Annotated in this window: 10 protein-coding genes and 1 pseudogene; 8 read left to right on the forward strand and 3 right to left on the reverse strand. The window is 57.7% G+C overall.

Annotated elements, in window-relative coordinates:
- Nucleotides 1-582: 582 nt before the first annotated feature.
- Both KGA98_RS14130 and KGA98_RS14135 read right to left on the reverse strand, forming a co-directional pair.
- Nucleotides 583-1,053, reverse strand: coding sequence for a cyclic nucleotide-binding domain-containing protein (locus KGA98_RS14130; RefSeq protein ID WP_191622223.1), 471 nt, complete (start codon nucleotides 1,051-1,053; stop codon nucleotides 583-585).
- Between the two features lie 194 nt (nucleotides 1,054-1,247).
- Nucleotides 1,248-2,069, reverse strand: a pseudogene (locus KGA98_RS14135) (DeoR/GlpR family DNA-binding transcription regulator).
- Nucleotides 2,070-2,647: 578 nt separating this feature from the next.
- Here KGA98_RS14135 and KGA98_RS14140 point away from each other — a divergent pair.
- A complete protein-coding gene (locus KGA98_RS14140; RefSeq protein ID WP_223502636.1) occupies nucleotides 2,648-2,800 on the forward strand; it encodes a hypothetical protein in 153 nt (50 codons plus the stop codon).
- On the opposite strand, the gene KGA98_RS14145 is transcribed toward KGA98_RS14140, so the two are convergent.
- Nucleotides 2,742-3,704, reverse strand: coding sequence for a LysR family transcriptional regulator (locus tag KGA98_RS14145; RefSeq protein ID WP_154862928.1), 963 nt, complete (start codon nucleotides 3,702-3,704; stop codon nucleotides 2,742-2,744). The two genes, KGA98_RS14140 and KGA98_RS14145, sit on opposite strands and share 59 nt — an antisense overlap.
- A 464-nt stretch (nucleotides 3,705-4,168) precedes the next feature.
- Here KGA98_RS14145 and KGA98_RS14150 point away from each other — a divergent pair, with 464 nt between their 5' ends.
- The 7 genes from KGA98_RS14150 to KGA98_RS14180 all read left to right on the forward strand — a co-directional run bounded on the left by KGA98_RS14150 (nucleotide 4,169) and on the right by KGA98_RS14180 (nucleotide 12,408).
- Complete coding sequence (locus tag KGA98_RS14150) at nucleotides 4,169-5,221, forward strand: 4-hydroxythreonine-4-phosphate dehydrogenase PdxA (RefSeq protein ID WP_154862926.1); 1,053 nt, start codon at nucleotides 4,169-4,171, stop codon at nucleotides 5,219-5,221.
- A gap of 58 nt (nucleotides 5,222-5,279) precedes the next feature.
- Nucleotides 5,280-6,563: an MFS transporter gene (locus tag KGA98_RS14155; protein WP_154862925.1), complete on the forward strand. Its 1,284-nt coding sequence runs from the start codon at nucleotides 5,280-5,282 to the stop codon at nucleotides 6,561-6,563.
- 37 nt (nucleotides 6,564-6,600) lie between these two features.
- The gene (locus KGA98_RS14160) at nucleotides 6,601-7,527 is read left to right on the forward strand and encodes a YncE family protein (RefSeq protein ID WP_154862923.1); all 927 of its coding nucleotides are present in this window, start codon (nucleotides 6,601-6,603) and stop codon (nucleotides 7,525-7,527) included.
- Between the two features lie 87 nt (nucleotides 7,528-7,614).
- Nucleotides 7,615-8,571 (forward strand): amidohydrolase family protein, encoded by a 957-nt coding sequence (locus KGA98_RS14165; RefSeq protein ID WP_154947424.1) that lies wholly within the window; start codon nucleotides 7,615-7,617, stop codon nucleotides 8,569-8,571.
- Between the two features lie 35 nt (nucleotides 8,572-8,606).
- Entirely contained in the window at nucleotides 8,607-10,121 is a 1,515-nt protein-coding gene (locus KGA98_RS14170) for a sugar ABC transporter ATP-binding protein (RefSeq protein WP_154862921.1), read from the forward strand.
- A gap of 81 nt (nucleotides 10,122-10,202) precedes the next feature.
- A complete protein-coding gene (locus tag KGA98_RS14175) occupies nucleotides 10,203-11,225 on the forward strand; it encodes an ABC transporter permease (protein WP_154862920.1) in 1,023 nt (340 codons plus the stop codon).
- A 76-nt stretch (nucleotides 11,226-11,301) separates the two neighbouring features.
- The gene (locus KGA98_RS14180) at nucleotides 11,302-12,408 is read left to right on the forward strand and encodes a substrate-binding domain-containing protein (protein WP_151214508.1); all 1,107 of its coding nucleotides are present in this window, start codon (nucleotides 11,302-11,304) and stop codon (nucleotides 12,406-12,408) included.
- Nucleotides 12,409-12,411 lie beyond the last annotated feature (3 nt).

The raw sequence follows: 12,411 nt of genomic DNA on the forward strand, positions 1-12,411 counted from the left end.
TGCGCGTGAATGGCGAGCCCTGCACTCATGTGCACGAGCACGACTGGCAGACGTCGACGTAGTATGCCTACTGCGTGTGTGGTACCCGGCAGTTCAACGAGACCACGGCGGCACCCGGGATGCAAGTGGTGCGTGCCTAGATCAGACGCAAATAGCCTTGGCTGGTACTGCCGGAGGTGTGCACGGTGGCAGGAAAGTACGACACCGAAGCGTTTGCCACCGTACTGATGGGTTGAGTTGCATGGAATGAGTGCCAATGGCCGATGCTGTTGAAAGAGTCGGTTTTCTCAAACTGCCCGAAGACTGATCGATGACAGCGCCTTTTTACACGCTGCTACGTGAAATTTGAATCCGAATGCTGTTGGCGCCGACGCCGAACTGACCCAGTTGCCGAGATATCACTGACCCGGTCCGATTCCTCGCGAACCACTACCTTTGGTGGGTTTGAGCCGATTTTAAGGTGGGTTAGTTGAGCGTCAGCACGTGGGGCAATTCGGCATTGGCGTCAACACTGCAGTGATCTTCAACGAGCTTTTTGGCCTGCGCGCGATGGTGGCAACTGTCTCAAACAACAATCTCTTGTTATGTGGATGAGTGGCGCGCGCAATCACTCATGAAGCGACTCATATCACGAGAAAGGTTCATAAAAAATATTTCGTACTGCAGGCTATCCAGTTCATGAAGGCTGTATAGAAACTGACAGGAAATTTTAAGCGCTATGCATTCGCCGGTCGCTGCGCCATTAAAGAGTCTTGGCCGCATCGCCAGCATTGCGGGAAACCCGACGCTTTCCCCCTCATTTGTCGTTCGGATGATTTTGCAACCGGCTTGGGTGTCCTGATAGATCTTCACATGCCCCTTTAGAACGACATAGAAGCAACCTGCACTTTCTCCCTGGCGATAGAGCATCTCGCCTTCCGCTAATCTGATCAACTCACCGCCCGCCAGTACTTGCTCCACGAAATAGTCCGAGAGGGCTCCGAAAGCGGACATATTCCGGAACACTTCCGCAGGAAGGATATCGCTGAGTAATGCTCTGTCGAGAGATTGCATGGCTGTACACCTGCTGTCCTCCCCCATTGGAATCGCGTGCTATTCATAAACTGGCGACGTTGGCGCCGTCATGGACATTTGGCCGATACTGGGCTTTGCGCCTCTGCATGGCTGCCAATATGCATGCAAGCATTATAAGGCATACGAGACTACATGGCCCCTTTGAGCTAGTTCCGTGGCAGACAGGATGCGTTTCAGGCCGGAGAACTGTCAGACGGAAGCAACAGCTCGACACCCTGCTTACGGATGCTATCGACCGCGGCGGGGGTCAGCGCGTCGTCGCTGAGGATGATGTCGAACTGTTCGAGCCCGGCGATCCGGTACATGCTGAACGTGCCGTACTTCGAACTGCTGGCCACCAGTACTACTTGCGAGGCCGACTGCATCGCGACTTGCTTGACCTCCACCTTCAGGGCCGAAGGCGTGGTGAGGCCGCGACGCAAATCTCAGGAGCTGGTGGAGATGAAGGCGATATCGGTGACGACCTGACGCAAGGTGGCCACCGCCAGACCGCCCACGCACGATTGATTGGAGTGATCCAATTGCCCGCCGGTATGAATCACCGTGACATGGGGCGCATCGATCAGCGCCTGGACAATCCCGAAATCGTTGGTCACCACGGTCATGCCGGACAGTGCCTTGATGTGGGGGACGATCTCCAGCGTGCTGGTTCCCGCATCCAGGTAAATCGTCATATCAGCATGCAGTAGCCGGGCGGCGAGCTTGGCCATGGCCTGCTTCTGCGGCAACTCCACCACCGCCTTGAGCTGATGGCTGGGCTCACTGTGCAGCTGGCTGGCGATTCGTACCCCACCCGTTACCGAGTAAACACGTCCTTCCTGCTCCAGCAACGCGATATCGCGGCGTATGGTCATGTGCGAACAGTCGAACATGTCCATCAATTGATGAACGCTCAGCACCTGATGCTTGCGCAACTGCCGCAGCATCAATTCACGGCGCTGTTCAGGAATCATCGGTGCGCCGCTTTCGGCGGCGATGTCCTTTTGATTAGGCATTCGGGCTCCAGAATGAAGAAATCCGCAGACAAGGTACGCGGGCAAACATAGTAGCGAATCTATGGTGAAGGGACGAGTTGTTGCGAACTTGGTAAAGACCTACTTCAGCACACGTAGGGACTTGTTCGAATATGTCCTACGTCTGACCAAACCGCCGACATATTAAGCTACCTGAACACTCACCGAACCGTGTAATTGGCACTGTCACCGTAAAGCCTGGCAAGGTGCACGATGATGCTCGCTAGTCTGCTGATCGTTTCCGAGAAGTGTTCGAGGCCGGTATCATCTTGGGTATCTTACTGGCGGCCACTCAAGGCATTTGCCGCAGAAACGAGTTCACGCTGCTGGCATCCTAGCCGGTCTCATCGGTGCTGGCTTACTCGCCTTGTTTGCCGAAACTATTACCCATGCGCTCTCCGGTTTCGGCCAGGAAGTGCTTAATGGAGTCATTCTGATCATAACGGTCATCATGCTGGGTTGGCATAACCTGTGGATGGTCGTTCACGGCCGCGAACTGGCCGTCCGGGTGCGAGTAATCGGAGATGCAGTATCAGATGGGGGAATCCTCTCTCACGGCGATGGCTGTCGTGGCAGCTTTGGCGGTGTTGCGAGAGGGCTCGGAGGTTGTACTGTTTCTGTATGGCATCGCGGCCTCCACCCAAACCAGCTTATTTATGTGTCTGATACGCTTGTGGATATTTTCAGCTGGTGTTCAGCTTTCACGGTGCTGATGAAGGCTTGCATGGCTGATGACATTATCCGATGACGACGAGTGATCAGACCGAACGGCGGCAAGCGCGGTTCGAAGCTAATCGGCAGAATGGCCAGTAGGTGACGTCCAGGGTAGTCCTCGACCACCGAGAGTGGTGTAACGCCGAGCATGTCGGTGTGTTGGATCAGCGAAAGCAGGGTCATGATTGATGTGGTTTCGACGATGCTGCTGGGGACATCGACCCGTGCGTTGTGAAATACCTGGTTGATGATTGTGCGCATCGGGCTGGGTTGTTGTTGCAGAACCCAAGTCATGTTCTGTAGTTCTCCCCAGGTCAATTGCGTGGCTTGGGCCAAGGGATTCTGCGCTCCGGCGATGACACATAGTTGCTCTTCGCCAAGGCTGTCGAAGAGCAACTCTTCGGACCGCGCTCCGGGTGGAATCCTTCCTAGTACCAAATCCAGTTGATCCTGAAGCAACGCATTCACCAGTACGTCACTGGTGTCGACCTGAATGCTCATCGACAGTCGTGGATGACTTTTCTTTAAGGTTGCAATAGTCCGTGTCAGTAAGCCCGAGGCCAGGGCTGGAATGGCCCCGACGGTGACCCGGCCAAGATTGCCAGATTCCAGCGCAACCAACTCTTCACGCATGCCACTGAGTTCGGCGAAAACCATACGAGCGTAGTAGGTAACAGTTTCTCCGAACGGTGTGGGGCGCATGCCACGAGATAAACGCTCGAACAGTTCGATACCGAGTACTCCCTCGGCCTCATGCAACATTTTGGTCGCTGCGGGTTGGGTCATTCCGATATTTTCGGCGGCGCGGCGTAGAGAGCCAAACTCCTCCAAAGCGAGCATCAGCCGCAATTGGCGCAGGCGCAAGCGGCTGTGTATCACGCTGGCATCGGGAATTCGGGTCATGGGTTCGGCTCGGCAATGGGGTGGCGGCAAGCCTGAAAGAGATCTCCGGCGCTGCCAGTGGTTGCTGTTCAGGCAGCCATTTTTCCATCATCAAACGTGGATGGCGGCAACGAACCCTAGTGCAACTTGCAAGGTATCACCGCGTCTTGCGGCAGGATGAGTGTGTGGGGCTATGTATCGAGCGTCTAGTCAAAAAAATAAATATGGTGATAGCCCACGGTTATGTCAGCTTGAATTATAGGCAAGCGGATGCTTGAGATGGGATCTTTCATGGATACAAGCGACCCTGCTCGGACTAGAGCTAGGTCGTTAGCTTTTCGCTTATACCCTGAGGTGATCACCCTATCAGAAGCTTTGATTAGACGGTTATCGCCTGTTCTCCGATAGTTCGTCCTACCGGGAGGCGGGAAAGCAGTTATGCCTTCATTGCCTTAACTATAAAAATAAAGGCTGAGGTTTGCGACATGGCCCATTCAAGTACTGTTCAGCGCGAGCTGTCAGAAAACCTTCAATCGTACAAACCGAAGATCGCCCTTGTTTTGGGTGATCCGGCTGGAATCGGTCCGGAACTGATCGCCCGCTTGCTCGCCGAATCGGATGTGCGCTCCAAAGCCCATCTGCTGTTGATCGCCGACGAGGCGCAGATGTGCCTTGGCATGGACATCGCCGGTTGCACCTTTCCCTATCGCACCATCGATTCACTGGAGTCCCTGGATTTCAGTGATGACACCCCTCTGTTCTATCAATATCGCGGCGCAGCGCAGGGCGAGTTCCCGCGTTCCGAGGCTAGTGCCATTGGCGGTCAGTACTGTCTGGACACTCTGGAAACAGGTCTGCGCCTGACTCAGCAGGGGACCACTGACGCACTGCTGTTTGGCCCGTTGAACAAGACCTCGTTGCACATGGCGGGCATGACCCATAGCGACGAGCTGCACTGGTTCGCCGAGTACCTAGATTTCCACGGGCCGTTTTGCGAGTTCAATGTCCTCGACAACCTCTGGACATCGCGAGTGACGTCTCATGTGGCACTTGCCGAGGTGCCGGGATTGCTCAGTCAAGCCAGGGTCGTGGAAGCCATCGAGCTGATCGACACGGCGCTCAAGCGCAACGGTCTCGCCAAGCCACGGATCGGTGTCTGTGGGCTCAACCCGCACAACGGTGACAACGGCAGTTTCGGCCGTGAAGAGCTCGACATCATTGGCCCAGCGGTGAAGACCGCGCGGGAGCAGGGGATCGACGCCGATGGCCCTTATCCGGCCGACACCATTTTTCTCAAGGTTCAGGGCGATGCCAAAGCTTTCGATGCGGTGGTGACCATGTACCACGACCAAGGGCAGATCGCGATCAAGTTGATGGGGTTCTCCCGCGGGGTGACCGTGCAGGGTGGATTACCGATTCCCATCACCACACCGGCACATGGAACCGCCTTCGATATCGCCGGGCAGGGCAAGGCCAATGTCGGAGCCATCCGCCAGGCTTTCGAGATCGCCTGCCGGATGGGCAGCGGCCGGCGTTAAGCCGAAAGCGCCGCGTACCGCTCCAGTGCTCCGCTAAAACAATAAAAGGTACCCGATGATGAACACCAGCACGCTCGCCGCCGCAGACAGTCCGGCTATCCCTAATACACGTTGGTTGAGGGTTATCCCGCCAATACTGATCACTTGCATCATTTCCTACATGGACAGGATCAACATTGCCTTTGCCATGCCCGGCGGCATGGCGACGGAGCTAGGTATCACTGCCAGCATGATGGGATTGGCCGGTGGCATTTTCTTTATCGGTTATCTCTTTCTGCAGGTGCCCGGTGGAAAGCTGGCAGTGCATGGCAGCGGCAAGAAGTTCATTGGCTGGTCGTTGTTGGCCTGGGCCGTCATCTCGGTATTGAGTGGTCTGGTCACCAACCACTACCAACTGCTCTTCCTGCGCTTTGCCCTGGGGGTGGCCGAAGGCGGCATGCTACCGGTGGTGCTGACAATGATCAGCAATTGGTTCCCGGACAAGGAACGTGGTCGTGCCAATGCCATCGTGATCATGTTCGTTCCGTTGGCCGGGATCATCACCGCACCCTTGTCGGGCTGGATTATTTCCGCTTTGGACTGGCGCATGCTGTTCATCATCGAAGGGCTGCTGTCGGCAGTGGTGATGGTGTTGTGGATGCTGACGGTGAGCGACCGTCCGCAAGAGGCGAAATGGATCTCCAAGGAAGAGCGGGACTATCTGATCACGACGTTGCGCGAAGAGCAGCGTGCTATCCAGGGCAAACAGGTTGAGAGCGTTTCGTTAAAAACCATACTGGGCGACAGAACCATGTGGCATCTGATCGCGCTGAACTTCTTCTATCAGGCGGGCATTTACGGGTACACCTTGTGGTTGCCGACCATCCTGAAAGAGTTGACTCACAGCGGTATGGGCATGGTTGGCATGTTGGCCACCCTGCCGTACATCGGAGCCATGTTCGGCATGCTGCTGTTCTCCAACCTGTCTGACCGTAGCGGCAAGCGCAAAGTGTTCATCGTCGTGCCGCTGGCCTGCTTCGCACTGTGCCTGTTTCTCTCCGTCACTCTGCGGGAGCACATGTGGTGGTCCTTCGCAGCACTGGTCGGCTGTGGGGTCTTTCTGCAATCGGCAGCCGGCGTCTTCTGGACCATTCCAGCGAAGTTGTTCAGTGCCGAAGTGGCCGGCGGTGCGCGCGGTGTGATCAATGCCCTGGGTAACCTAGGCGGTTTCTGCGGGCCTTATTTTGTCGGCGTCCTGATCTCCCAGTATGACCAGAGTGTCGGTGTCTACAGCCTGGCGATATCAGTGGCACTGGCTGCATTGCTAGCGTGGATCCTGCCAGCCAAATGCGAAAAAGCTTAAGCCAACTATCTGCGCATAACGAATGAGGAGTCAAACCATGAGTCAGGAAATTCTTTTGCTGGTGCAGAAGTGCGCCCACACCTTCAGCTTCTACGATGTCGCCAGCGGCGAAGCCATCAAGCATATTCGCTTGCCGGACTTCCCCCACGAGTTCGTCGTCGATTCGCAGAACCGCTTTGCCTATGTCGGTCATTACGGCATCGAAACTTCCAGCCACAAAGGCGAGGGTGGCTGCTCGGTGTTTGTCATCGATCTGGAGAAGGGTGAGCACGTGCGCACCCTGGACATCTGGCCGTACTTTCGTCCGCACGGTTTGGCGATGGACCAACAGGATCGTCTCTACGTGCTCAGCGAAGGGCACTCGACCCTGCTGATTTTCGATCAGCCGCAACTGCGCAATGTCCCTGACCGGGCAATCCCTTCAGGCGGCTACAAGAGTCACCTGATGGCACTGACCCGTGACGGTGAAACGGGCTTTGCGCTCAATCTGTTGAGCAACACCGTGACCCGCCTTAAGCCTCAGGACCCGACTATCGCACCGCTGCCGCTGCAGCCCGGCAGCCAGCCCGAAGGCAACTGCTTCAGCCAGGACGAGCGCACGCTTTACGTGACCACCCGTGGCGACAACAGCATCGTCGCCATCGATGTGGAGACCCTGCAGGTCGTGCATCGCGGTCGAACTGGCGCCGACCCGACGCGCATCTACCGTGATCGCCAGAATCGCCTCTTTGTGACCAACTACGGTGAACAGTCGATCTCGGTATTCAACGCTGATTTGCAGGAAATTCACCGTATCGAACTGGACAGTGCGGCTATCGCCATGAGCCTGCATCCGACCCGCAATCTGGCATTCGTCACACTCAAGGATCAGCGAGTCGGCATGCTCAATCTGGACAACTGGACCTTCGAGCGCTACTTCGAAACCCTGCTCGAGCCGGATGTGTCGCAGGTCATCGTTCGCTGAGCGTTGAATACGAAAACAACATGACCGCCGTGACGAATCCTTCATCGCGGTCTGCCAGACCAGACTGTGCTCCCAGGGGACAATGAAATGCCACGCAGCCTGCACGAACGTCTGGGCCTGGAGGTGGAAGGCAACGCTCCCATCACCCTGATCGACGCCCACCACCACTTATGGGATCTGGATAGCCATAGGTACCCCTGGCTACAGGAACCCGCGGACCCGGCGTTCTTTCTGGGTGATTACAGTGCGCTACGGCGTAATTACCTGGCGCCGGACTATCTCGCCGACAGCGCCGGACACCGGGTACTGGCTACCGTGCACTGTGAGGCCGAGCATGATCGGGGCTTCCAGGTCGCGGAGACCCGTTGGGTCCATGAGCAACATGCGCGCTATGGCTTTCCCAATGCGGTGGTGGCGCATGTCTGGTTCCACCATGACAACTGCGAAGAGATTCTCGATGGTCATCTGAACTACCCGCTGCTGCGGGGTATCCGCAGCAAGCCGATCACTGCGGCCAGCCCCGAACTGGCCGCCAGTGTGCGCGGCCAGCCGGGCAGCATGCAGGATCCGGCCTGGTTGCGCGGTTTCGCGCTACTGGCCAAGTACGGGTTGAGCTGGGACTTGCGCGTGCCTTACTGGCACCTGGCTGAGGCCGCGCAAGTGGCCGCGGCGTTTCCCCTGGTGCCGATCGTGCTCAACCACATGGGCTTTCCCTGGGACCGTAGCGCCGCCGGTCTCGAAGGCTGGCGCAGTGGCATGCGGGCATTGGCGGCGCAGCCGAATGTCTGGGTGAAAGTGTCCGAGCTGGGTTTGCGCGATCAACCCTGGACGCTGGAAGGCAACCGCGTGGTGGTGCGCGAAACCCTGGAGCTGTTCGGTATTGAACGTTGCCTGTTTGCCAGCAACTTTCCGGTGGCCGGCTTACGTATCGGTTATGACGAGTTGGTGCGGTCCATGGATGCGATGCTCGAGGGTTACGACGCGGGGCAGCGTGAGGCTTTCTTCTGGCGAAACGCTCAGCGTTTTTACCGGATTACGCTGTAGCGGGATGCAAAAATCATAATAAGGAAAACAACAAAATGCTCAGTGAGTCACTGCAGTCTGCGGGATTGCCGCTCCTGTATTACGAGAATGTCAGCAAACGCTTTGGCCGAACCCTTGCGGTCAATCGGGTCAGCCTGCAAGTAGAGGCCGGCAGTGTGCTGGCCCTGCTTGGGGAGAATGGCGCGGGCAAATCTACCCTGATCAAAATGCTCGCTGGCGTACATGGCCTGGACGAAGGTCGCATCCTGTTCAAGGGGCGGCCGATCGAGAGCGAGGCCGATCGCTGTGGTATCGCTTTCATCCACCAGGATCTTGGACTGATCGACTCGCTCAGCGCTGCAGAAAATATTGCGTTCAGTTGCGGTTTTTCTCGTCGCCTCGGTTTGATCGACTGGGCTCAGGTGCGGCGCAAGGCTCGCGAGGCGTTAGCGCTGGTGGATGGCAGCATCGATCCAGACACGCCGGTCGGAGAGCTGGAGCGTACGCAAAAATCCCTGATTGCCATCGCTCGGGCGCTGGCTATGGACGCCGAATTACTGATCCTCGACGAGCCGACCGCGAGCCTGCCGGCGGACGATGCCGAGCGTCTGTTCGAGGTGCTCAAGCGGTTGCGCGAGCGGGGTGTGGGGATGATCTATGTGTCGCACCGGTTGGACGAGATTTTTCGCGTGGCCGATCAGGTAGCGGTCATGCGCGACGGTCAGTTGGTGTGCCGCAAGGCTATCGCAGATACCGACCCGCAGGACCTGGTGCGACAGATCGTCGGCCGCGAGCCGGAGCAGCTTTATCTGGCCGCCCCGGTGCGCAATGGTCCGCTGGTGCTACAGGTGCAGGACTTGCAGACCGGTCCGGTCGACGGGTTGTCCTTTGAGCTGCATGCTGGCGAGATTCTCGCGCTGGCCGGTTTGCGTGGTGCTGGTCAGGAACTCATCGGCCGTGCCTTGTTTGGTCTGCAACCCATGGTGGCGGGCCAAGTCCTGCTCGATGGTGCGCTGCTGCGTCCGACCTCCCCTCAGGCGGCCATGCGTCAAGGCCTCGGTCTGGTTGCTGGCGACCGCTGTGGAGAGTCGCTCACGATGCCGATGTCGGTGCGCGAGAATCTCTACCTCAATCCGGTAGCCAGTGGACTCGGACTCTTTGGCTGGATCGCCCCGCAGGGCGAGCGGCAACAAGCCGATGAGCTGGTCCGTCGATTTGGTGTGCGTCCCAACGATACCGAGTGTCCAGTGGAAACCCTTAGCGGCGGTAATCAGCAAAAGGTGGTAATGGCGCGTTGGCTGAAGATCACCGATCGCGTGCTGATTCTCGAGGAGCCTACGGCCGGGGTCGACGTTGGCGCCAAGGCTGAGATTTACCGGCTGATCCAGTGTGCGTTGGAGCAGGGGCTGGCGGTGTTGCTGATTTCCACCGACTTCGAGGAGGTGGCCAACATCGCCCACCGGGCACTGGTGTTCAGTCGCGCGAAAGTAGTTGCCAGCCTCGGCAAGGATCAGCTGTCGGTTAACAGTTTGCTTGAGTATGCCTCCGCCAGTGAACCAGCAGGCCATTGACGTTCGTTGACGGGTGGGCTGACTTGATCTGGCCGTGCGCCTCAGCCCTGTGCAAAAACCAATAACAATAGAAGGATTGCCATGAAAACTGATAACACCGCTCCGGTGATAAATCCGAGCGTTCTGTCCCGGGATTTTTCGCGCCTATTGCCGGTTTACGGTATGCCGGTATTGATGCTGTTGCTGATCCTGTTTTTCTCCGTGCTGCTGCCGGATACCTTTCCGACGTTGCTTAACCTTAACTCGATCCTCAGCGACAAGGTGATCATCGCTATCCTCGCCTTGGCAGCGATGATCCCCATGCTGACGAACAAGATCGATTTGACCGTTGGCTACGGAATTGTGCTTTGGCACATCCTGGTGATCAGCCTGCAAACCCGCTACGGCTTTTCCTGGCCTGCGGCGGTTCTGGTGGTCTTGGCCGCCGGCCTGCTGTTCGGGTTTCTGAATGGTCTGCTGGTGGAAATGGCAAAAATCGACTCGTTTATCGCCACGCTCGGCACCGGCACGGTGATCTATGCCTTGGCGCTGTGGCACAGCGGTGGACGGCAGGTGTTCGGCGAGTTGCCCGACGGTTTCATCCAGCTCAATGGCGCCATGCTGTTTGGTTTGCCGGTCTGTGCCTTTTACGTCATGGGCCTGGCGCTGGTGTTGTGGGTGGTGACCGAGTTTCTGCCCATTGGCCGGTTTCTCTATGCCATCGGCGCTAACCCGCGAGCGGCCGAGTTGAACGGTATTCCCAGCCGCCGTTATGTGATCGGTGCCTTCATGGGGTCGGGCCTGCTGACTGCGGTGGCTGGCGTGCTACTGGCTTCCAAGTTACAAATCGGCCAAGCCAGCGTAGGTCTGGAGTTTCTGTTGCCGGCGCTGGTCGGTGCATTTCTGGGTTCCACCACCATCCGTCCGGGACGGGTCAATGTCTGGGGCACGTTAATCGGTGTGGGTGTTCTGGCGGTGGGGATTGCCGGTATTCAGCAGTTGGGCGGGGCCTTCTTCGTCGAGCCACTGTTCAATGGCGTCACCTTGTTGCTGGCGATCGGTATCGCTGGTTATTCCGGACGTCGACGGACGCGCGTGCGCAATACACGTAGCGCAGCGAATTGATCTGCGCGCCAGAACTGGCGCGCTTCAGACCAACAAAAGCTCAAATATTTTTTCCACTCTTTCGGAGTAGAACGCTATGACTTTGCCTGTTTTCAGTCGCACCCTGGTCTCCGGATTGCTTGCCCTGTCTGTCATGATGTCGGCGTTTGCCGATGATTTCGTCGAACAAGCCAAGCAGCGGATCGCCGATGCAACTCAGCCTTGGCACCACTGGAATGGGCCGATCACCGGTCCGGCGGCTCAGGCCGACAAGCAAGTGCTGTTTGTCGCCGCGGATTTGCGCAACAGCGGCGTACTGGGGGTCAGCGAGGGGGTACAGGATGCTGCCAGAGCCATTGGCTGGAAGCTCCGAGTGCTGGACGGCCAGGGCAGCATTTCCGGGCGTACGGCTGCATTGAACCAGGCCCTCGCACTGAAGCCCGACGGCATCATTCTTGGCGGCTTCGATGCCCATGAACAGGCTGCTGCCATCAGCAAGGTTCGCGCGGCGAACATTCCGATGGTGGGCTGGCACGCCGGGCCAGGGGCCGGTGCAATGCCCGCGGAGGGACTGTTCGTCAATGTCACCACTGACCCGACCGAGGTTGCCAAAATCGCGGCTTATTACGCCGTGGCGCAATCCGACGGCAAGGCCGGCGTGGTGATCTTTACCGACTCGCTGTACACCGTCGCGACCGCCAAATCGGACGCCATGGCTGAAGTGATCAAGCAATGCTCCGGTTGTTCGTTGCTGGAGGTGCAAGACACGCCATTAGCCGAAACCTCGACGCGCATGCCGCAACTGACCACCTCGCTACTGCAGCGTCATGGTGACAAGTGGAACTACGCGCTGGGCATCAACGACCTGTATTTCGACTTCATCGGTCCATCTCTGAGTCGGGTGGGACGCAAGCCCGACCAGCCGCCTTTCAGCCTGTCGGCCGGGGACGGCAGCGAGTCGGCATTCCAGCGCATCCGCAAGTCTCGCTATCAGGTAGCGACAGTGCCGGAGCCACTCAACCTGCACGGTTGGCAGTTGATTGACGAACTGAACCGGGCCTTCGCCGGCGAGCAGCCAAGCGGCTATGTGACCGCGGTGCACCTGGTAACACCGCAGAACGTGGAGTTCGACGGTGGGGAGCGCAACACCTTCGATCCGGACAATGGCTACGCCGCGGCTTACAGCAAAATCTGGAAGCATTAAGGA

The sequence above is a fragment of the Pseudomonas sp. BF-R-24 genome (assembly GCF_019947335.1).
Lineage (GTDB): Bacteria > Pseudomonadota > Gammaproteobacteria > Pseudomonadales > Pseudomonadaceae > Aquipseudomonas > Aquipseudomonas jessenii.